At 68.1% G+C, this 20,416-nt stretch carries 14 protein-coding genes and 4 pseudogenes; 9 read left to right on the top strand and 9 right to left on the bottom strand.

Annotated features, from left to right (window positions below):
• Positions 1–271: 271 nt before the first annotated feature.
• A complete protein-coding gene (locus OG878_RS39465; protein WP_328891567.1) occupies positions 272–856 on the bottom strand; it encodes a TetR/AcrR family transcriptional regulator in 585 nt (194 codons plus the stop codon).
• A 173-nt stretch (positions 857–1,029) separates the two neighbouring features.
• Between OG878_RS39465 and OG878_RS39460 the strand changes: the two genes are divergently transcribed.
• Positions 1,030–1,971 carry an SDR family NAD(P)-dependent oxidoreductase gene (locus OG878_RS39460; protein WP_328891566.1) on the top strand — a complete coding sequence of 314 codons (942 nt, stop codon included), beginning with the start codon at positions 1,030–1,032 and terminating at the stop codon, positions 1,969–1,971.
• 363 nt (positions 1,972–2,334) lie between these two features.
• Positions 2,335–3,503, top strand: a protein-coding gene (locus OG878_RS39455; RefSeq protein ID WP_328891565.1) for an IS3 family transposase whose coding sequence is annotated in 2 segments (ribosomal slippage) — positions 2,335–2,587 and positions 2,587–3,503 — 1,170 coding nt in all. Because the reading frame shifts where the segments join, the coding sequence is not laid out codon by codon here.
• Positions 3,504–3,674: 171 nt separating this feature from the next.
• Here OG878_RS39455 and OG878_RS39450 read toward each other — a convergent pair.
• Positions 3,675–4,565, bottom strand: a complete 891-nt coding sequence (locus OG878_RS39450; RefSeq protein ID WP_328891969.1) for an aminoglycoside phosphotransferase family protein — start codon at positions 4,563–4,565, stop codon at positions 3,675–3,677.
• A 344-nt stretch (positions 4,566–4,909) separates the two neighbouring features.
• Between OG878_RS39450 and OG878_RS39445 the strand changes: the two genes are divergently transcribed.
• On the top strand, positions 4,910–5,848 hold the full coding sequence (locus OG878_RS39445; protein WP_328891564.1) for a MerR family transcriptional regulator: 939 nt from the start codon (positions 4,910–4,912) through the stop codon (positions 5,846–5,848).
• A 39-nt stretch (positions 5,849–5,887) separates the two neighbouring features.
• Here OG878_RS39445 and OG878_RS39440 read toward each other — a convergent pair whose 3' ends face one another.
• From OG878_RS39440 to OG878_RS39430, 3 genes and pseudogenes are all read right to left on the bottom strand, one after another.
• Positions 5,888–7,138: an IS256 family transposase gene (locus OG878_RS39440; RefSeq protein ID WP_443049296.1), complete on the bottom strand. Its 1,251-nt coding sequence runs from the start codon at positions 7,136–7,138 to the stop codon at positions 5,888–5,890.
• A 188-nt stretch (positions 7,139–7,326) separates the two neighbouring features.
• Positions 7,327–11,040, bottom strand: coding sequence for a S8 family serine peptidase (locus OG878_RS39435; RefSeq protein WP_328891563.1), 3,714 nt, complete (start codon positions 11,038–11,040; stop codon positions 7,327–7,329).
• Positions 11,041–11,389: 349 nt separating this feature from the next.
• Positions 11,390–11,552, bottom strand: a pseudogene (locus OG878_RS39430) (MarR family transcriptional regulator); the annotation flags it as partial.
• 212 nt (positions 11,553–11,764) lie between these two features.
• On the opposite strand from OG878_RS39430, the gene OG878_RS39425 reads away from it, so the two are divergent.
• The 3 genes and pseudogenes from OG878_RS39425 to OG878_RS39415 form a co-directional block, all read left to right on the top strand.
• Positions 11,765–12,436 carry a DUF4097 family beta strand repeat-containing protein gene (locus OG878_RS39425; protein WP_328891562.1) on the top strand — a complete coding sequence of 224 codons (672 nt, stop codon included), beginning with the start codon at positions 11,765–11,767 and terminating at the stop codon, positions 12,434–12,436.
• Between the two features lie 365 nt (positions 12,437–12,801).
• Positions 12,802–14,340 carry a pentapeptide repeat-containing protein gene (locus OG878_RS39420; RefSeq protein WP_328891561.1) on the top strand — a complete coding sequence of 513 codons (1,539 nt, stop codon included), beginning with the start codon at positions 12,802–12,804 and terminating at the stop codon, positions 14,338–14,340.
• A 416-nt stretch (positions 14,341–14,756) separates the two neighbouring features.
• A pseudogene (locus tag OG878_RS39415) lies at positions 14,757–15,188 on the top strand (NUDIX hydrolase); the annotation flags it as partial.
• Between the two features lie 213 nt (positions 15,189–15,401).
• Here OG878_RS39415 and OG878_RS39410 read toward each other — a convergent pair.
• Together OG878_RS39410 and OG878_RS39405 are read right to left on the bottom strand one after the other, a co-directional pair.
• A complete protein-coding gene (locus OG878_RS39410; RefSeq protein ID WP_328891968.1) occupies positions 15,402–15,707 on the bottom strand; it encodes a barstar family protein in 306 nt (101 codons plus the stop codon).
• A gap of 552 nt (positions 15,708–16,259) precedes the next feature.
• Positions 16,260–16,739: a WapI family immunity protein gene (locus tag OG878_RS39405; protein ID WP_328891560.1), complete on the bottom strand. Its 480-nt coding sequence runs from the start codon at positions 16,737–16,739 to the stop codon at positions 16,260–16,262.
• Between the two features lie 85 nt (positions 16,740–16,824).
• Here OG878_RS39405 and OG878_RS39400 point away from each other — a divergent pair, with 85 nt between their 5' ends.
• From OG878_RS39400 to OG878_RS39390, 3 genes and pseudogenes are all read left to right on the top strand, one after another.
• Positions 16,825–17,250 (top strand): hypothetical protein, encoded by a 426-nt coding sequence (locus tag OG878_RS39400; protein WP_328891559.1) that lies wholly within the window; start codon positions 16,825–16,827, stop codon positions 17,248–17,250.
• Positions 17,251–17,529: 279 nt separating this feature from the next.
• Positions 17,530–18,647: pseudogene (locus OG878_RS39395) on the top strand (NADAR family protein).
• Between the two features lie 266 nt (positions 18,648–18,913).
• Positions 18,914–19,067, top strand: a pseudogene (locus tag OG878_RS39390) (IS110 family transposase); the annotation flags it as partial.
• Between the two features lie 351 nt (positions 19,068–19,418).
• Here the strand turns inward: OG878_RS39390 and OG878_RS39385 are convergent.
• Complete coding sequence (locus tag OG878_RS39385) at positions 19,419–19,826, bottom strand: DUF2267 domain-containing protein (protein ID WP_328891557.1); 408 nt, start codon at positions 19,824–19,826, stop codon at positions 19,419–19,421.
• 111 nt (positions 19,827–19,937) lie between these two features.
• Complete coding sequence (locus OG878_RS39380; protein ID WP_328891556.1) at positions 19,938–20,372, bottom strand: Hsp20/alpha crystallin family protein; 435 nt, start codon at positions 20,370–20,372, stop codon at positions 19,938–19,940.
• Positions 20,373–20,416 lie beyond the last annotated feature (44 nt).

Raw genomic sequence — 20,416 nt, 5'->3', positions numbered from 1 at the left:
CACGGGCTACCCTCGCCGCCTCTCGCTCCGGCAGATACGACGACCCCGGGCAGCTGCAGTGCATCCGCCGCCCTCCCCCGGACCGCCCGCGCCGCGGTCGTACGCAGAGCGGGCACCCGTGGACGGGGTGCCTGTTCCACGCAGCTGGGGCAGCCGGAAGATCCTGGACGTCGTGGTGATGGAACTCGGCTGGTGGTGGAAATCGGCGTCGATGTCGCCCGCGACGCCCCGACGCGGGAGAGGGGTCGACAGCGGATATCAGGTCCGGTGGCTACGCGATGGCCGCCGGGTCGTTTCGGCGGTTGGGCGCGAGGCCGTCGAGGAGGAGGGTGATGAGCCGGGAGGCGAGATCGCGCTCGTGTTCGTGTCCGCTGATGAGCGTGATGCCGCCGAGCGCCATGAGGATGTCGTTCGGCGCCGTGTCCCGGCGTACCTGTCCGGCGGCGATCCCGGCCTCCAGGAGCGTCGTCACGGCTGTCCTGAGGGCGTCGCGGCTATGCAGGCGCAGTCCTTCGCGGGTGGCGAGGATCACGGGCAGCGCGTCCGCCATGCCCCGCTTGGTGAGCATGTAGTCGACGAAGGCCTCCATCCATGCGCGGAGCGCGGCCGACGGGGCCATTTCGTTCAGCAGCTGCCGTGCCGACGCGCACAGCCGGTCGGTCTCGTTGCGGTAGGTGGCCTCGATGAGGTCCTCGCGAGTCGGGAACCGGCGGTAGAGGGTCCCGATTCCGACTCCGGCCTCGGCTGCGATCGCCTTCATCGATGCTTCGGCGCCCTCCTGGGCGAAAACCTGGGCAGCGACCTCGAGCAGGCGCTCGTGGTTCGCCCGGGCGTCCGCGCGCATTGAGCGGGGCATCACATCTCCTTGCATGCGGAGCCGAGTCCGTTTACGGTGAGAGGCGAAGCGGACTCGGCTCCGCTTATGGCGACCAGGAAGCGGACTTGCATCCGCTTACGGCCAGTGTAGGTGGTCGCTTCGCTGGCACCCCGTCCCCGGCACGGTCCGGCGGGAGAAACAGGAACAGGAACATGACACAGCTCGTCACCACACCCTTCGGTCCGCAGTCGACCGCCTCCGAGGTACTCGCCGGCGTCGACCTCACCAGCCGCAGCGCCATCGTGACCGGCGGCGCAGGAGGCCTCGGCCGCGAGACCGCCCGCGCGCTCGCCTCGGCCGGCGCCGAGGTCACCATCGCCGCCCGGACCCTGGAGGCCGGCGCCGCCGTCGCGCGGGAGATCGCCGAAGAGACCGGCAACGCCCGCACCCGGGGCGCCCGGCTCGACCTGGCAGACCTGGCCTCCGTCGCGGCCTTCGTGTCCGACTGGGCCGGGCCGCTGCACATCCTGGTCAACAACGCCGGCATCATGGCCACCCCCGAACTGCGCACCCCGGACGGCCGGGAGCTGCAGTTCGCCACCAACCACCTGGGCCACTTCGCCCTGACCGTCGCTCTCCACGACGCCCTCGCCGCCGCCCGCGACGCCCGGGTGGCCGTGCTCAGCTCGGTCGGACACATCAACGGCCCGGTCCGCTTCGATGACCCCGACTTCACGGCGGAGTCCTACGACCCCTGGCTGGCATACGCCCAGTCCAAGACTGCGAACATCCTCTTCGCTGTGGAGGCCGCCAAGCGCTGGGCAGCCGACGGCATCGTGGTCAACGCGCTCAACCCCGGACGGATCTGGGGGACCGGGCTCGGCCGCCACATGGACGCCCCGCCTGCTTCGTTCGACCCGTCGGGCAAGACCGGCGTCACGGAGAAGACCATCGCCCAGGGCGCCGCGACATCCGTCCTCCTGGCGGCATCCCCTCTGGTCGAGGGCGTCACCGGTACCTACTTCGAGGACTGCCAGGAAGCCGGCCCCTTCACCCCCGGCGTCCGCCGCGGCGTCGCCGACTACGCCCTCGACCCCGACAACGCCCGCAGACTCTGGGACCTGTCCGTGCGGCTGACCACCGCCAGCTGGTGAACCGCGGCCGGATCTGAGACTGTCGCCCCGCCCGGGGCGACAGCACGCGTCACAGCTCCGTCGTACCCTTCCGCCTCACCGGTACGCGCCGCCGCGACGACGGCTGCCATGCGCGGGCGGCCCCGAGAGGTTGAGGCGCCCCGAAGTTCTCGGACAGCGGTCCCCATAAGGGCTGTCCCGTAACCCCTGGCGGGCGCACGACGACAGCTACGGCACCTCGCCGCGTTGTCGGAACGCCCGTATACGCCCAGTATGCGGACGTCCCTCCGCCTTGCGATGCACCGCATCTGACGCCGCGCGCTGATCCACCAGGGATTACGGGACAGCCCTTAGGATCGAAGTCCAGAACGGCGGAGAGAGCACGTGGCACAGAAGCGTAGGAAGTTCAGTCCTGAGTTTCGGGACGAGGCGGTCAAGATGGTGGTCGTGGAGTCCCGCCCGATTGCCGAGGTCGCCCGAGAGATACAAGTGAACGAGGGAACGCTGGGCACCTGGGTCAGCCGGTACCGGCAGGAGCACGCCGGGGAGGAGCCTCCGCTGAACATCAGCGAACGTGCCCGCCTGCGCGAACTGGAACGCGAGAACCGGGAACTCCGCATGAAGACCGAGTTCCTGGGAAAAGCGGCGGCCTTCTTCGCCCAGGAATACCGGTGACGGAGAAGTACGAGTTCATCGACGGCGAGTCCGGTAACTTTCCTGTGCAGCAGATGTGCACCTGGGCGGGAGTATCCACGTCAGGTTTCTACCACTGGAGATCGAGGCCATTGTCGGCCACCGCGAAGCGTCGTGCGGACCTGAGGGCTGTCATCCTCCAGGTCTTCTCCGACTCTCAGGAGACCTACGGCTACCGGCGTGTCCACGCCGCGCTCCAGCGGATGAACGTGCAGGCCGGAGCAGAACTGGTCCGCGCGCTGATGCGCGAGCTCGGCCTGGTGCCGTGTCAGCCGCGGCCCTGGCGGGCGACCACGATCGCCGATGATGCGGCGCCGGCCACGCCCGACCTGCTGGCCCGTGACTTCACCGCTGACGCTCCCGGGCGCAAACTGGTCAGCGATATCACCTACGTTCACACCTGGGCCGGGTTCCTTTATCTCGCGACCGTCATCGACTGCCACACCAAAGCGGTGGTCGGCTGGGCGATGGCCGACCACATGAAGACCTCTCTCATATCGGATGCACTCGATATGGCGGCCCGGAACATCGACCTCGCCGAAGGATGCATATTTCATTCCGATCGCGGCAGTCAATACACGTCTCGGGAACTTCGTTGCAAGCTCAGTTCGTTGGGCCTGCGAGCGTCGGTCGGCCGCACCGGTGTCTGCTGGGACAATGCGATGGCTGAATCATTTTTCGGCTCCCTCAAAAACGAACTCGTGCACCGAACTACGTTCCCAACACGCGCACATGCCCACCGGGCTATCGTCCGCTACATCGAGATGTTCTACAATCGAAAGCGCCTCCACTCCGGACTTGGCTACAAGACTCCCGCAGAAGTCCACCCCGAGTACGAAGAGTTGCAGGCAGCGGCATAGGCAGAACCTCAACACCGCTGTCCGAGAAGCGCAGGGCCCCTCAGTCACCATGGACCAGATCGTCAGATGCGGGATAATCCTGGCCCGTCTCAGCCGATCTGTTCCCGCTGGTGCTGTGTCGGTGGGGGCGGCAAGCGATCGTCACTATCACTGCCTACGATCGGCGCGACATCACTCCATCGACTCCAGGATGCGGTCGAGTGTCCTGCGCCCCATTCTGCTCATCGTCGGATTGCTCTCGACGTAGTACCAGACAACACCCATCGCCTGTTGGAACGCCCATGCCTTGCCGCGCTCCCACTCCAGATCGTCACAGACCAGTGTCCGCCGGAGAACTTTCCGCGGGCCTGGCTGCAACAGGTGCCAGGCACTGACCAGATCCAGCGCGGGGTCGGCGGGACCGAAGCCGCCGGTGTCGAGTACGCCGCTGAGCCGGTCTCCCGCGACCAGTACATTGCCGGGAATCAAGTCACCATGGCTCATCACGTCGGCACCCGTGCGTGGCAACTCCCGAAGGTGGCTCCACACCTGGCGCAGCCGGGGTACGTCGAGCAGCCCCTTGCTCTCCTCGAAGCACTTCGCCATCCAATCGTCGTGGTGAGCGAGAACGCCGCCACGACCCTCGCCGCTGAAAAGCCGCCCCCGCGTCTCGGCCTCCCGGAGGGCTGCGATGAAGGCCGCAAGGTCCTCGGCGAAAGTGTCCGACCCACTCGGGTCGGCATCAAAGGCGACCGTTCCCGGCAGCCATGTCTGGACCGACCACGGCATGGGATAACCCGCTCCAGGCTTTCCCAGGGCGACGGGTTCCGGAACGGGGAACCGAGACACCTGTGCCAGCTCCGCGCTCGCCTGGGCTTCCTGTTCCAGAACCGCCAGCGCCGCGGCAGCATCGGCCAGACGCAGTGGGAAACGCGCAGAGAGGTCGTTTCCGATGCGGAATATGGCGTGGACCGTCCCGGTCGACGACACGAGTTGGATCGCCTTGCCGCTCCACTGAGGGAACTGTTCTTGGATCAAGGTCGCAACGATTTCGCTGGTCACGTCCACTTGGTCATCGTGCATGGTCAATCTCGCAGGTCCTTCCACTAGTCCAATTCGAAACGCCGGAAGCAGACCAGATCAACTGAGACGCCAACCAGTATTCAGACGGCAGTTTCCAGATCAACTGAGATTTGCGGCCACCCAGGTGTCTCAACCGTTCTGGTCGCCCCAGGTCACAGCCGCGGCTTCGGACCAGATCACTTGAGACGGGACACCGGTGGCCGGCGGTGTGTCTCGACATGACAAGAAAATGGGAGACGCCGCTGCGGCAGGAGGAATTGTCAAGATTTGTGGTGCGGAGTGGTTTGGTGCTGGCAGACGGATGAGCTTGAGTCTCCCGTAGGGGGAGGCGCGAGGGTGGGGGCATGGACGGCGACACGCTCTACTCGATCGGTGATCTGGCCCGGCGGACCGGTCTGACGGTCAAGGCCATTCGGTTCTACTCCGACTGCGGGATCGTGCCGCCGACTGACCGTAGCCCGACCGGCTACCGCCTCTACGGCATCAACGCCGTCGCACGCCTCGACCTCGTGCGGACGCTGCGCGACCTGGGACTGGACCTGCCCACGATCCGAAAGGTCGTGGACCGGGAAATCTCGCTTCCCGAGGTCGCCGCGGCGCACGCCGAAGCACTGGCGGTGCAGATCCGAACGCTGCGTCTGCGGCGCGCGGTGCTGACGGCGGTGGCCAAGCGCGGGTCCACCCCTGAGGAGATGGATCTCATGCACAAGCTGGCCAAGCTCTCCGAAGACGAACGTCGGCGTCTGATCGGCGATTTCCTCGACACCGCCTTCGGCGGCCTGAACGCCAATCCCGAATTCGGGGGAATCATGCGGTCGATGACTCCCGAGCTGCCCGACAACCCCGAGGCCGAGCAGGTCGAGGCGTGGGTGGAGTTGGCCGAGCTGTCCCAGGATCCGGATTTTCGCGCCGACATGCGGCGCATGGCTGGGCACTATATGGCCGATCGCGCCCAGGGCGGCTCCACGGGCCTGCGCCGCGACCCTGCCGCAGCGGTCCGCGACGAGGTCGGCCCGGCCCTGGTAGCCGGCATCGACCCGGGCTCGCCTCAGGCCGATCCAGTCGTCGCGGCGGTCATGGCTCAGTATGGGCGTGTCTTGGGCCGCCCCGATGACGTCGACCTTCGGCGCCGGTTGTTGACCCGGCTGGAGACCGCGAACGACCCTCGCCGGGAGCGGTACCTTCAGCTGCTCGCAGTGATCAACGGTTGGTCGGCCCCGGAAAACCTGGCACCGGTGTTCGTCTGGTTCATCCAGGCCTTGCATGCCCGGATACCGGGGTAGCGGTCCGGTCGCGACGCGGCGTGACTGGACCGGTTCACGTCACGCCTTCGCCTGGTCGCGTTCGACCAGCAGGCCGTGCTGGAAGCGGGCTCCGGCGCGGACGAGCGCGACCAGGTGGGCGCCGTTGACCGCCCGCCAGCGAGCTTGGGCGGACTCGACGAGCTTGAACACCGCCAGCCCAGCGGCGCGGGATCCGGCGCCCTTGGTGACCTTGGTCCGGAGGCGCACGGTGGCAAAGCTCGACTCGATGGGGTTCGTCGTACGCAGGTGGATCCAGTGCTCGGCGGGGTAGTCGTAGAAGGCCAGTAGCTCGTCCTGGTCGTCGGTGACCTTCGCGACGGCCTTGGGGAACTTCGCCTGGTAGAGCTTCGCGAACGTCTTGATCGCCTGCTCGGCGCGGTCGCGGTCCTCCGCGTTGTAGATGTCCTGCAGGGCCTTCTTCGCCGCGGGCTGCGCGGACTTGGGCATGGAGTCGATCACGTTGGCGGTTTTGTGAACCCAGCACCTCTGTTCGCCGGTGGTGGGGAAGACCTCGCGTAGGGCCTTCCAGAACCCGAGCGCGCCGTCGCCCACGGCCAGGACTGGGGCGCGCATGCCCCGGCGCGCGCAGTCGCGTAGCAGGCTGGCCCACGCCTCGGACGATTCGCGGTAGCCGTCGGTCATCGCCACCAGCTCCTTGGTGCCATCCGCTCGGACGCCGAGCACGACCAGGACGGCGGCCTTGGCCTGGTCCAGCCGTATGCGTAGGTGAATGCCGTCGACCCAGATGTAGACGTAGTCGGTGCCGGACAGGTCTCGCTCCTGGAACGCGGCGTGGTCGTCCTGCCACTGGGCTGTCAACCGGGTGACCGTGGCCGGGGAGAGTCCGGCTGAGCTGCCCAGGAACTGTTCCATCGCGGGCACGAAGTCCCCCGACGACAGTCCGTGTAGGTAGAGCAGCGGCAGCACCTCGGCGATCTTCGGGGACTTGCGGCACCACGGGGGCAGGATCGCCGAGGAGAACCGCCGGCGCTCACCCGTCGTCTCGTCCATCCGTTTGTCATTGACGCGCGGCCCGCGGACCTCGACCGATCCGGCCGAGGTGGTGACCTTCCGGCCGGTGATCCCGGGCGGTACCCCACCGGCCGCCGTCCCGGTACTGGACCCGGTGCCGTCGCTGGCGACGTTCCTGCGCGCGATCCGCCGGGATCTCACGGCGGGGGGAACCCGGCCGTCCTGCGGCGCCCGCTTGTACGCAAGGGCGCGGCGACGGGCCCCGTCGCTCCCGGTGGCGGTTCGCTCGGCCTTCACGGCCGCCTCTCCGTCGGCGAATGCCTCCTCAGGTTCGCGGTGTCGACGCAGGTCGGCTTCTTGCCGGGCGGCGGGTTCTCGGGTCTCCTGGTCGGTCGACAATGCTACAACCGGGCGGTCGGCGAAGAGCCGACGGGCGGGGCCGCCGGCTGCGGCCCCGCCCGTGCGTGATGCTGTGTGAGGTGACGTCAGCGCAGGCCGAAGGCCCGGGTGATCGTCTGGGAGACGCTGTTGTCAGAGCTGTCTCGGGCGGTGACCCGGAGGGTGGCGAAGCCGGCCGACTTGGGCGCGTGCAGGCCCGTGCGCCATCCGGCACCGTTGCGGGTCAGGTCGGCCCGCTGCCAGGTGTTGCCGTCGTCGTAGGAGACCTCGAGGGAGGGCTTCGCGATGGCGGCTGTCGTGCCGGGCAGGTGGGAGGCGGTCACCGTCAGGGTGGCGCGCCGGTCAGCCCGGCCGGCCTTGTCGGTGTCGAGCCCGTAGTCGAGCTGGATCAGCGGCAGGGACTCGGCCGCCTCGGCTCCGGTGGCGGCGGAGGTGAAGTTCCACTCGGTCAGGGTGTGCGTCGAGTACGGGTTGGCCCAGGCCGCCCGGTCGTTGTCGACCACCAGCCGATAGGGCAGCCGCTCCGGGGCGAGCCCGGTGACCGGCAAGTACTCGGCGTTGCCCCAGTCGAGTTGCCGGTCACCTTGGTAGAGCGACATCCAGTCCTTGACGTCGAAGTTGCCGCGGGCATCGCCGACATGGCCGGTGCCGGAGTCACCCCAGCCAGGCGCGGGGATGTAGACCCCGTCGAGGTAGCGCACCGGCTGAGAGGTCACCGGGCCCATCCGGGGCCGCTGGATCGGCCCGAACCAGCTGACCTTGCTGGTCTTCCCGGCCGGGTAGCGAAGGACGCCGATCGAGTGCTGCATGGTCTCGGAAGCGATGATCGCATTCTCCACCCAGTCCACATCGTGAGTGACCCAGTCGGTGCGCTCGCCCTGGGCGGGGGCCGTCACCTGGTTGGAGACCGCCCAGCCTCGCCAGACGTCGGTGCGGAACTCCATCGCCTTGCCTGGCCGGTAGTTGCGGAACGAGACGTCCACCCGGCCGAGGTCGCGCTGCTCCACCTGCCAGGTCGGGTCCGCGGGGACGGCGCCGGACCAGTGGTGCACCACGTCGTAGAGGTAGTCGGTGGTGGGGTGCGAGGTGACCTTCAGCTTGTCCTCGCCCCGCTGGAGCGCGGCGATCAGGTCGGCGCCCTGGTCGGCGTTGAGGGTCGCCACCGTCAGCGGGGCCGGGCTCTCGGGGCTCCAGGTGTTTTCGTCCCAGGGCTGCAGTCGGCCGATGCCGTCGTTGACGACCAGGAGCACCTGCGCGCCCGCGGCCGCGGCGGCCTCCGCCTGCGCCTGGATCCCGCGCGGGTCGCTGCCCCGCACCACCACGGCCTTGCCGCGTACATCGCGCCGGGCCAGCTCCGTGGCGGAACCGTCACCGGCGTAGACCGCCGTCAGAGTCCGGGTGCCGGCCGGCAGAGGCGTGGCCGCGCGCTTGACGAGCGGGTCGGCGAAGTTCTCCGTCTTCGTGCCCACGGTCAGTGCCGGTTGCTCGAGGCGGAAGCGGGCGCCGAACTCGAACTCGCCGTCGGTGACCTTCTTGCCGGTCGGAAGCGCCCAGATGCTGTCGTAGGAGGGGTCGGGCAGCATGGAGGTCTCGAAGGAGCCGCCGCCGACCCACGTCCGGCGGACGTCCAGCCGCGGCGCGACAAGGGTGCCCTGCTTCGGCACGCGCGCCAGGATCTGACGGGCCTTCCGCCCGTCCAGAGTGACGGTCCGGTCCTGGTCCAGCGTCACGTTGCTGAAACCGAGCAGCGCCATACCCCGCGAGTGGGGCCCGTTGGCGCCCTGCACGTCGGCGATGAGCCAACCGCTGTAGTTTCCGGCGGGCAGCCGCGTGGTGCCGGTGCCGGACCCGTCGAGCTCGACCGCCGTAAGGGTGTGCTCCGCGATGAGGATGGCGTAGCCCGAGAGCGGCTGGCCCAGCCGGTCCTTCGCGACGATGGTCAGGGTCTGCCGCTGCCCCTCCTTGGCGACGCCGATCAGGGTGCGGGCACGGACCACGCCGCCGGCGTCCGTACCGGTGATCACGCCGCTGATCGCCTGGTCGGCCGGCAGCCGGTCCAGGTCCGCGGTCAAGGAGACCGTGGCGGTGTCGTGCGCGGGAACAGTCACCCGGTTGTCGGAGAGGGTGAACAGCCCCGCCGGGGCGGCGGAGTCGATCGCCAGGTCCAGACTGACCGGGGCGTCGCCGGTGTTGGTGTACGTCACCTTCTGGACGTCGGTCTCGCCCGGCTTCTGGGGCCACGCGTGGAAGCCGGAGTAGGCGCTCGCGGTCGCGAAGACCGAGGCGTGCACCGCCGCCAGGGCGTCGACCCGCCCACTGCCGGCCTCGTACGGGGTGTACGACGGGGTGGCCTTGACGCTGCTGACGAGCGCCTCCTTCAGCTGCTGGCCGGTCCAGTCGGGGTGGGCGGCGGCCAGCAGCGCGGCGGCGCCGGCGACGTGAGGTGTCGCCATGGACGTGCCGCTCATCGTCGTGTAGTACCCGGAGCCGTCCCCGTACTGGGAGCGGGCCGCCAGGATGTCGACGCCCGGTGCGGTGATCTCGGGCTTCAGCCCGGCGTCGCCGCCGCGGGGGCCGGTGCTGGAGAAGCTGGCGAGGTGATCTGAGGAGTCGACGGCGCCGACGGTCAGCGCGGAGTCCGCGGCACCGGGGCTGCCGATGGATTGCGGGCCTCCGTTGCCCGCCGCGATGACGAACAGCGCGCCGGTCTCGCGGCTGAGCTGGTCAACCGCCTGGCTCATCGGGTCGGTGGCGTCGCCGCCGCCGCCCAGGCTCATGCTGATGATCTTGGCCTGCTGGTCCCGGGCGGCCCATTCCATGCCCGCGATGATCCAGGACTCCTGGCCGCTGCCGCGGCCGTTGAGCACCTTGCCGATCTCCAGCCGGGCGCCGGGGGAGACGCCCCGCTCCCTTCCGTCGGAGGCGCTGCCGGTGCCGGCGATCGTCGAGGCCGTGTGGGTGCCGTGGCCGTGGTAGTCGGTGATCTCCGGCTCTTCCGGGATGAAGCTGGCGGTGGCGTCGACCTGCCCGGCGAGGTCGGGGTGTTCGGTGTCCACACCGGTGTCGAGCACCGCGACCTTGACGTCCTTGCCGGTGTCGCCTTCCGCCCAGACCTTCTGCGCGCCGATCTGGGCGGTCGAGTCGGCCAGGTCGGCCTTCACCTTGCCGTCGAGCCAGACCTTGGCGACACCGCCCGCGAAGGCGGGGTGCGCCGACCGGGCGGCCGAGCTGGATCCGCCGGTGAGCGCGGACCAGAACGCCGGAGCCTGCTTGCGGTTCTGCGCGACGGCCGCGCCCTGGATGCTGTCCAACCGGCGGACGACGGTCGAGCCGGCCACCTTCGGCTGGGTCCGGGACCTCGCGGCGGCGGCGGTGTAACGGACGATCAGCGGCAGCCGGGAGGTGTGCGCGTCGTCGTAGCCGTCGGCGATCAGCCGGGTCACGTTGAACAGTTGCTTGTCCAGCTTCCCGGTGGTGACGTACGGCAGGACGGCGTCGGGATAGACGTACGTCGAGCCGTCGATGACGGCGCGGTGGAAACCTGTGGTGGTTCCGTCGACGCCTTCGAAGGACCGCACGGCGGTGCCGTCGGCGGCGGTGCCGATCGTCACCTTGTCGCCGGTGATCAGGGTGACGGTGTGCGTGCTGCTGCCCCCGGGTGCCTGGTGGGCGGCGGTGGGCTGCACGGGACCGGCCGGGTCCGCGGATATCGCGGCGGTGGCCGGCATGACCCCGAGTGCCAGGGCGGCCACCGCGACGAGCGTGATGGGCCCGGACCGGGGGATGGGAACCTTGGGCAAGGCGAACTCCTCAAGCGCTGCCAACAAGACTGGAAGGTCCTGATCGTCTTGCCGGCCTTCTGCCTCGCTCAAGAGGCCGGTGCTGTCGTTCTTGTGACGTGGCGCACTTGTGTCATCGGAAACGGGAACCCTTCGGGAGCGATGCGAGAGCGCGCGCGCATCACGGAGTACGGAATCCGAACCGTCGTCCCTGCCAGCTCCGGCGTGGTTCGCTGTTGGCCGTCGTCGCTGCTTCGACCCACGGCAGCCACGGCAAGACGCACGCCCAGTCGTCCCCGCCGGCGCGGGGGCGTTCCGGCGTCCCGTAGTGATCGGCCATAGGCTGGCGCGGGCGAAGGGCTCCTGTATGGGGGTGCTTCCGCTCCCAGGGGCGTGGTCTGTCTGCGCCGGTGGGAGCGGCGTTCGGTGGCGTGGTGAGCCAGTTCGGCCCGGTAGGCGGTGGGGCCGCCGTTGCGCATCACCTCACGCGTGATCGTCGAGGTCGGGCGGTCCGGGGGCCTGGCGATCTCTGCGATATAGCGTTCACTCTCAATTCATTGCAACGCTTCCGTGTGAGGGTGTTGCATTTGGCGCCAGAGCATTGCAACAAGTTTCGAGCAACTACCTGCAATGATGGTGAAATTGCGCAACATTTCTATTGTCGGATCTGTGAATGCAACGTAGCGTTTCTGTCATCGGAAACAGCGTGCCGAAGGGGTACGTGATACCGGAGAAGGAGAGCACGATGCAGAAGTTCGACACCCCCGCCCCGGTCTCGGCCGTCCTCGACATCCCCGCGGGACGCATCCAGTTCATTGCCGCCGACCGGGCCGACACCACCGTCGAGGTCCTGCCCGCAAACGCCTCGAAGAGCCGCGACGTGAAGGCGGCGCAGCAGATCACGGTCGAATACGGCGACGGCGTCCTGCGCATCGGGGCCCCGGAGACGAAGAACCGGATTCTCGGCCCGTCCGGGTCCGTCGAGGTGACCGTCCAACTGCCTGCCGGCTCCCGCATCGAGGCGAAGGCGGCCGGCGCGGAACTCCGCGGCGTGGGACGCCTCGGTGACGTCGCTTTCGACGGCGCCTACGGCTCGGTCAAGCTCGACGAGGCCGACAGTGCCCGTCTCACAGGCCTCGATGCCGACATCACGGTCGGCCGTCTGAACGGTCCCGGCGAGATCAGCACCCAGAAGGGCGACCTGAACATCACCGAGGCCGTGCTCGGCACGCTCACGCTGAGCACCCAGATGGGCGACATCACCGTCGGTGCCGCCCGCGGAGTCTCCGCCTGTCTGGACGCCGGTACCACCTACGGCCGGATCGACAACGCGCTCAAGAACACCGACGGCGACGCCGCCGGCCTGAACATCCGCGCGACCACCGCACAGGGCGACATCACCGCCCGCAGCCTCTGAAAGGGAGTACCCCTCATGACCAACTCGGCCATCGCGGCACACGGGTTGTGCAAGTCCTACGGTGACGTGGTGTCGTCGTCGAACTGGTCGTCGCCCGAGGAGCCGCAGCCAGCGCAGCACCAAGCGCCCCATGGTGGTGTCTTCTCCGCGTGAGCGGAGGTGAGCTGGCGCGCAAGGACCGCAACCGGTTCCGCAACCTGTGCTCTTCGTGCGAGCGGAGGTGAGCCGTTCGCCGGTACGGTCCGGGCTCTGTGTCGCCTGGACTGTTCGGCGCCTGCTTCACGAGATCGGCAAAGGCGTTGTCGTCCCATTCGTCGGCGGTCCGCATGTGGCAACCGCGCGGCATGCCCGGTCGTCCTTCGAGCATGACGTCTTCGAGCCCGCCGAGCTGGCCTCCCTGCGGCCACGGCGCCGCCCCTGCGACCGAGCCGGTTGGCTGCCGTGGCAGGCATGTCCCCGGACACACCGCCTGCCTGGCTCACCTGGATGAGGCCGACCGCAACGCGTACCTTTCCACCCTGTCTCCAGGCGCGGACATCGATCACAGCGGTACTCCCTTCACCGGAGAGCTGTTGAGCAGCCTGCTTGCCGCGCTCACGGACTCCGCAGGCCGGCCCTGTCTCGGCGTCGCCCAGTTCAACGAGGTGGAGTTCAGCGGAGACGCCTGGTTCGGCGGGGTCAAGTTCAGCGGCGACGCCTGGTTCAACGGGGCGCTGTTCAGCGGAGACGCCCAGTTCAGCGGGGCGCTGTTCGGCGGGGGCGCCCACTTTGGCGGGGCGCTGTTCAGGGGCGACGCTGAGTTCTTCGGAGCGGTGTTCGAGCGCACTGCAGCAGTGGGGCCACTGGTGTGCACGGGGACGCTGGATCTGTCGGAGGCGGTGTTCGGGACCGCTGTGACCATCGAGGCGGCAGCGTCCTCCTTACGCTGCCGACGGACGCGGTGGTCCTCCACTGCAGCGCTGCGGCTGCGTCACGCCACCGTGGACCTGAGCGACGCGGTCCTGCAGCACCCGGTGACGATGGCGGCCCGTTCCCGACCCTTCACCGTGCACGCCCGCGAATTGGACGAACCCGGCCTGAGAAGCCCCCGTGTGCGGGCCGTATCGCTGCGGGGGGTGGACGCGGCGCACCTGGTGCTCGCCGACATCGACCTCGCCGACTGCCGGTTTGCCGGGACCATCCATCTCGACCAGCTGCGGCTGGAGGGGCTCTACCTGCTGGCCGCAGCCCCCTCGGGGCTGCGTCGGCGTGGGATGTGGCCTGTGCGTTGGACGGCACGCCGGACGCTGGTCGAGGAGCACCACTGGCGTGCCGCCCGGCACGATGGCGCAAACGGCTGGAATCCAGCGCCGGTCGGTGAAGAGATACTGTCGCCGGCCGCGCTGGCGCCGGTGTACCGACAGATGCGCAAGGCCTTCGAGGACGGCAAACACGAACCCGGTGCAGCCGACTTCTACTACGGCGAGATGGAAATGCGCCGCCATGCCAGCGACATCCCCTGGAGCGAGCGGAGCCTGCTCGCCGCCTACTGGGTGGTGTCCGGCTACGGACTGCGCGCCTCCCGGGCTCTGGGTTGGCTGCTGCTGGCCATGACTGCCACTGTGCTGTCGATGATGCTGTGGGGTCTACCCCAGGACGATCCGACGCCGACCGGCACCGGCCGCAGCAGCACGATGACCACCAACGCGCCCGATGCGGTGAACTCCTACGCGTCGAATGGGGAGCGTCTGTCGACCGAACGATTCGACCGGTCCCTTCGAGTCGTGATCAACTCGGTGGTCTTTCGGTCCTCCGGGCAGGGCCTGACCACCGTCGGTACCTATACCGAGATGGCCTCACGCCTTACCGAACCTGTCCTGCTGGGCCTGGCCGTCCTGGCCATCCGCAGCCGCGTCAAACGTTGACATCGCCCCATAGCCCAGGCAGCGCCAGACAGGCACGTCCCCGTTGCCATGGGCTGGCTGGGCTACAGAAGTAGACCGGGGTCTCGGTGGCGAGGGTGAACGTGCGATGGCGTCGTCGCAGAACAGCGGATCGGATCGTCCGGCGATCGTCAGATGGTGCTTGATTTAGCTGGCGGTCTCCTCCTTCGTCAAGTGCGAATGGATCAAGAACAGCCTGCTGCTCTGGCTCATCGGCGACTCCGGCACTGGCAAGTCCACCTGCTGATCGCGTCTGCGGGGGTGGTCCCATCGAGGGCGAGGCGACCGGGCGAGTCAGACGCCGGCGCGCCGTTCCGTGTTCAACGCAGGGGGGTCAGTAGGTCCACCGCTAGCGTTCAGGTGAGTCCGAATCTCATGCCGCAGGACAAAGGACCGTGATGGCATACGCGCCGCCGCTCTGGCCTGTCTCCGTGAAGGGCGTCGCGCTGGACGCACATGATTGCGTACTGCTGCTGAGGAACGAGCGCGACGAGTGGGAGCTTCCCGGCGGGCGCCTGGAGATTGGCACCCCGGATGGCGCTGTTCCGGCCGACGCCAGTCCCGAGGCCGCGCTGGAACGGGAGATTGCGGAAGAGACGGGCTGGGAGGTCAGAGCGGGTCCGCTGATCGACGGCGGCGCGTGGGTATATCAGCCCGTCCCGGGACGGCGCGTGTTGATCGTCACCTATGGCTGTGCCGTGCTGACACCGGAGCGGTCACCCGTCGTCAGCCATGAGCACAGGCAGCTCGGTCTGTTCACGGCCGACGAGGTGCCCGGACTGAACATGCCCGACGGCTACAAGCAGGCCATCGCCGCCTGGTACGGCCGTGGCCTGCGAACCTGCCGAGCGGGCGTGTGCTGGGCTTGTCGAGACGCGCTTGGTCTCGTGACATCAACGGATGACACCGACAAGCGCGAACAGGAGCAATGTTCGCCGAACGCCAGCAGACGGCGGATCGAGGCTCAGCACGCGCTATGTGGCCGATGCGGCCTCTCGTGATCGAACGGATAGGGATGAGGTCACAGGTTCAAGCCCCCGCGATCAGGACGGCTCGTGCACGACCAGTCGCGACTGCCGGCCCGCAAACGTGCTTCGCAGCGCCTGGGCCTCAGGGTTTCGCGTAGCGAAGACTCCCTGCTCGTCCACGTGGACCACCAAGACGTCGTGCCTGTCGATGATTGCGGAGATGCCTCGGGTTTGGATGGTGTCCCTCCAGGCATCGATGTTCCGGCCGAACCACTCCGGCAGTTCGCAGGGCTCGGTGATGGCGTCCCAGAAGGCGTCGAGGGTCTCGATTGACCACCCCCGCAAGTCAACCACCAGCTCTGATTCTGTCTTCTTGGCCATTGCAGCAGAGTAATCAAGCGAGTGCTCAGACGCTTTCCCACCCGTGCTGGAACTCTGCCTGGTCGTCGTAGGTGGTTCGCTTCCGGGCGGCGTACAAGACTTTCCACGCGGTCGTCTCGGCGTCACGGAGCCAGAGCTCACCGAGAAGCGCCGGTTTGTAGCTGCTGAGGCTCGGGCTTCGAGTGTTTCACCGATCAGAACGGCTGCCGCAATCCTTTCTCCCGCGTCCATCTCCGAGACCGCGGTGAGGAACTGGTTCGCGAGGCCGACGCTGTCACCGCCCAGCGCCCGCAGGACCTGGTGACTGATGTTGGCGGGAAGGAAGATCGCGATGACCGCCGCGCGCCACAGCCGATGCCAGAAGTCCCCGGCCCCGTCGAAGGGGGAGGGGAGCCCGCCCCACAGCGACACGAGATGCGCGGTGGCCGCGTATCCCTCGGAGTGCGCCATCGCGAGCATCGCGACATCGGCGATCTGCTCCATGCTCAGGCGGCCGCACGGAAGCCGCCCAGCGTCTGGCTATCGCGGCCCAGGACCTGCCGTCCGGGCTCATTACAGGTTGGCGTCACCCGCAGGCGGATAGGGCGTGATCTCGGCCGCCCACTCCGTTGCCGCCGCCAACACCGATTCGGCCGTCAGCCAGGACGTGACCACGAACGGCTCGCCCGAGCGGGCCTGGCGTCGCCAGGGAGGCGAGAGCTCCAAGTCCAGGCTGACGCGCAGTTCGATTAGACCCGGATCGGTCGAGGTGAAGGCGAAGGCCAAGTTGGGCTCGGTGAAGTCCAGTCGGCCGCTGTCGTCGTGTTCGCAGCCGGAGGGGTGGGCCGCCGCCCGACCGAGCCATCGTGCCAACTCGACGGCGTCGTCTGCGGTCAATGCCTGCCAGCGGAAGGACCAAGTCCCCTGCGGGCAGTGGGCGGACCCTTCGATGATCAGCCAGCTCTGCCGCTGGCGCGGGTCAACCGCATCGGGGAACTGGTAGCCCACAATGCCCAGCTCGACACCATGCCCGTCGCTACCGATCAGCCTCATCAGCCCAGCATTCCATGCTGGGAACCCATCAGGCGCCGGGGACGATCAGCTCACCCTTCCCAGAGTCTGCTGGAAGACTCGTTCCATGGCCGAGCAGCTGACGAAGTGGTCCGTGACCGACGGAACCGTGATCCGCCACATGCACTACGGGCTCAGGGTCCAGATCTTGTCTGGAGAGATCGGCGTGGTCGACCGCGTCGATATCGCCGACGGCTACCTCAACCCAGCAGACTGGCTGGCGATCGGCTCAGTGATCACAGTCGTCGGGGCGGGCTATGCAGGCAGTCAACTCCGGTTGAGCACCCGCCCGAGCCACCTCGACGAGGCAAGCCCGGATGGCGAGCGGCCGCGAAGCAACGGCCCAAGCCGAAACCGACGACTCTGGACCCAACCCCGGGGCTCACTCAAACTGCCCCAGTCCCCAGAAATTGCCATGTCCAGCGAGAATCGACCCTTCAGCGTCTCGGTCAAGCTGACGAACCCCAGCTCAGCCCCCCGGCTTCAACCATGATCGATGAGACTGTCGACACCGCCCAGGCAGCGGTCCGCGTCCCGGCACGTCACCCACGAAACGAATCTCAGTCAGACCTGTCAGCGCCCAGTTCACAGGGCGCCTTCATGACGTGATCAATGAGACGGGGCATCAGTACCTGACGCTGTCGGGGGTCTTGAAGTGCCGGGCGCCGAGCGGGATAGCCGTGGGGACCGTTCCGGTCAGCGCGGACCATTCCGGGGGCCGGCCCGCGGAAAATGAAGGTCTCCTCGGCGGCCACTGCGACACAATCACCAGATGATCGGCAAACGGATCACCCATCGCACCGTGGACGGCGTCCGCATACCCGGAACCTGGCGGCACGCCGTCATCCGTAACGGCCGTACTTCCTGACCGACCTCTTCATCTATGCCGACGGGCTCGTCGACTGCTGGGGCCTGGTCACCGTCGAGGAGTTCGAGGAGAAGCTCCGGACCGGTTGGGTGGCCACCACCCTCCCGGACGGCGCTGAGGCATCCGCGCACGGTCTGGCGCGCTGGAAGTTCAGCGAGCCCCGGAGTTTGCTCACCCCTGACGTGCTGGTCGCCGAAGTCCGCGACACCATCGACCAGCTGAACGGGCGGCCTGACTCGACTGGCCGTTGCCTGGCCGCCATCGACGCCTTCCTCGCCGATCGGACAGAGGGGAACCGCACCGCGGCCCGCACCGCGTTCCTGGCCATCCCGGTCTCGCGGCGCCGCTACGCGCTGGGCGACATGGACAGCAAGGACTGGCCGCTGCGGGTGCTGGTGGCAGGGCCCGGAGGCCAGACCTACCTGCCGATTGACCCGCCGGTCACTCAGGACGCCTACAACAGGGCCCTCGCGTACTTCGAGGACCGGGCCCGCCGGATCGCCGAACGGAACACTCGCATCTCAGCAGACGGACCGGTGGCTCCGCACGCTCCGGCGGTGCATCTGTACCACTCGTATCCGAACAAGCCGGTGGCCGACCCCGGCCAGCTCGGTCTGCGCAACGACTATCCCGCCCCGATCACCGTCGGGAAGGTCAGCTACCCCTCGGTCGCCCACGCCTACTGGGCCCTGTCGGTCGCTGAGCCAGAGGGCGCCGCCGCGATCGCTGCGGCGGACACCTCTTCCGCAGCACGCGAGCTCGCGGCCGGGACACCACGCCGCGAGGGCTGGGAACACGCCCGCGCCGCCGTCATGACCAGCCTGCTGCGCGCCAAGTACGACCAGCATCCCGAGCTAGCCGAGATCCTGCTGGCGACAGACGACGCCACCGTGATCTACGACGACATGGACTCGGCCTTCTGGGGTGACAACGCTGGACGAGGCCGCAACTGGACGGGCCGTCTCCTCGAACTTGTCCGCTCCGAACTGTATATGCGGCGGGCCGGGATCTCCGGGCTGTGACCGACCAGAGGTGTGACCCCCATAGGGCGGTCAAACTTCCCTACGTTGTCTGCGGGATCGGGCGAGCCCTTCGTATGGTTGGCCCACCCAGGGGCGTCAGGTGTGGCTTTCAAACTTCTGCCGTTTGTGGCTTCCAATGATTGGCCGCCCGACGCCCCACGACGACTCGGCTGCCCATTGGGAATAGCGAATGATCGCTCCGTAGTGAATCGACAGCGAGGTCGTCCGTCGGGAGGCATCAACAGCACGCCTCACGGAGGCACCACATGGCCGCGATCTGGGCCAGCATCGACGCAGGCAAGACCCATCACCACTGCGTCGCGATTGACGAGAGCGGCCACCGGATGCTCTCGCGACGCGTCGCCAACGACGAGCTCGAACTGCTCGAACTCCTCGCCGACGTCCTGGCCCTGCGCGACGACGTGACTGTAGGTTCTCACTTTCGGTGTCATGCGCCGACGCTGGCAACAAGAGTGCCGGGTGACCACCGCCAGCACGCTCGCCCCTCCGGGTCCTGGCGGGCGCCCCCTGATGGACACGTCGACGAGCTGATTGGCATGCGTCGTGGCGCCCGGAGCTCGCCGGCGCAGGCTGCGTGCTTCGGCCAGCAACACGCGCGAAAGCCCCTGCGACCACGGTGGCATGCGGGCCGGGCGGCGGCCGGTTCACCCATCAGAAGCATCGGGGAGTGGTCGCCTTTCCGACCACCAAGGCCCGACGGGAGGGTTGGCCGGGGGAGCGTTGGTCTGCCCTGTTGTTTGTGTGAGCGGGTCACGCTCTTCTGGGCTCAGGTGTGTGTTGGGGGCGGCCGAAGAGGAGGTCGTAGCCCGGGGGGAGCTGGAGCAGGATGCGGCGGGTGAGTTCCTCGCCCGCCGCATCGGCGGTCACGCTCAGCACGGCGCTGACGTCCCAGGCTGCGGTCTGTTCGGTGGCGCCCTCGATCCACGCCGCAGTGGCCCGCAGGAACCGCTCCGGTGGGAGCGGTTCGGCGGCTTGCAGCGGGTTGAGCAGGATTAGGGCGAAGGTCTCGGGGAGCCGGGCGGCCAGTGCGGCCCGGTCCTCGCCCACCAGATGCGCGCCCAGCAGCGCGAGAACGGTACGCGCAGCCCGCTCGGCCTCCTGCGGTGTGGCGTACTCGCCGCGTTCCTGCACGTGGTCGAGGAATGCTTCCCATCGCATGGCCACCACTACCCATTTACGTCGTTGTGTGAAGACGTAGTCGGAGGACGGGACCAGAGGGGAGATCGATGCCCGTCCTCCGCCGTCGGTGCGGTCGAGGAAGCGGGATTCTCAGCCGCTGATCTGCTTGTGCTCGGACTCCCCGCCGATCGCGATCTTGCGGGGCTTGGCGCGCTCGGCGATCGGGATCCGCAGGGTCAGCACCCCCGCTTCGTAGTCGGCCGAGATGCGCTCGGTGTCCAGGGTGTCGGCCAGCACCAGCTGGCGGGAGAAGACACCCAAGGGCCGCTCGGAGAGCTCCATCTGCACATCGTCGCTCTTGACGACCGGGCGGCGCTCGGCCTTGACGGTGAGCATGTTCCGCTCGACGTCGATGTCGATCGCGTCCTTTGCGACACCGGGTAGGTCGAGGGCGATCACGTACTCCTCGCCCTCCCGGTAGGCATCCATCGGCATGGCCGAGGGCCTGGACCAGGTACCGGTCACACCCGTCAGCTGCTGGGCGAGCCGGTCGAGTTCGCGGAACGGGTCAGTGCGCATCAACATCGCGAAAACACCTCCACAGGTCTGGCAGGAACTGCCAATGCGCT

Source organism: Streptomyces sp. NBC_00316 (genome assembly GCF_036158715.1).
Taxonomy (GTDB): Bacteria; Actinomycetota; Actinomycetes; order Streptomycetales; family Streptomycetaceae; genus Streptomyces.
The sequence above is the reverse complement of the archived record's forward strand: the minus strand, read 5'-3'. Positions and strand labels throughout refer to the sequence as shown.

Coding starts and splice junctions, on each gene's coding strand:
- OG878_RS39445 (WP_328891564.1), top strand. CDS start 4,910: ATGGACGGCGACACGCTCTACTCGATCGGTGATCTGGCCCGGCGGACC.
- OG878_RS39425 (WP_328891562.1), top strand. CDS start 11,765: ATGCAGAAGTTCGACACCCCCGCCCCGGTCTCGGCCGTCCTCGACATC.
- OG878_RS39380 (WP_328891556.1), bottom strand. CDS start 20,372: ATGTTGATGCGCACTGACCCGTTCCGCGAACTCGACCGGCTCGCCCAG.
- OG878_RS39465 (WP_328891567.1), bottom strand. CDS start 856: ATGCCCCGCTCAATGCGCGCGGACGCCCGGGCGAACCACGAGCGCCTG.
- OG878_RS39405 (WP_328891560.1), bottom strand. CDS start 16,739: ATGAGGCTGATCGGTAGCGACGGGCATGGTGTCGAGCTGGGCATTGTG.
- OG878_RS39420 (WP_328891561.1), top strand. CDS start 12,802: ATGACGTCTTCGAGCCCGCCGAGCTGGCCTCCCTGCGGCCACGGCGCC.
- OG878_RS39400 (WP_328891559.1), top strand. CDS start 16,825: ATGGCCGAGCAGCTGACGAAGTGGTCCGTGACCGACGGAACCGTGATC.
- OG878_RS39460 (WP_328891566.1), top strand. CDS start 1,030: ATGACACAGCTCGTCACCACACCCTTCGGTCCGCAGTCGACCGCCTCC.
- OG878_RS39450 (WP_328891969.1), bottom strand. CDS start 4,565: ATGCACGATGACCAAGTGGACGTGACCAGCGAAATCGTTGCGACCTTG.
- OG878_RS39410 (WP_328891968.1), bottom strand. CDS start 15,707: ATGGCCAAGAAGACAGAATCAGAGCTGGTGGTTGACTTGCGGGGGTGG.
- OG878_RS39385 (WP_328891557.1), bottom strand. CDS start 19,826: ATGCGATGGGAAGCATTCCTCGACCACGTGCAGGAACGCGGCGAGTAC.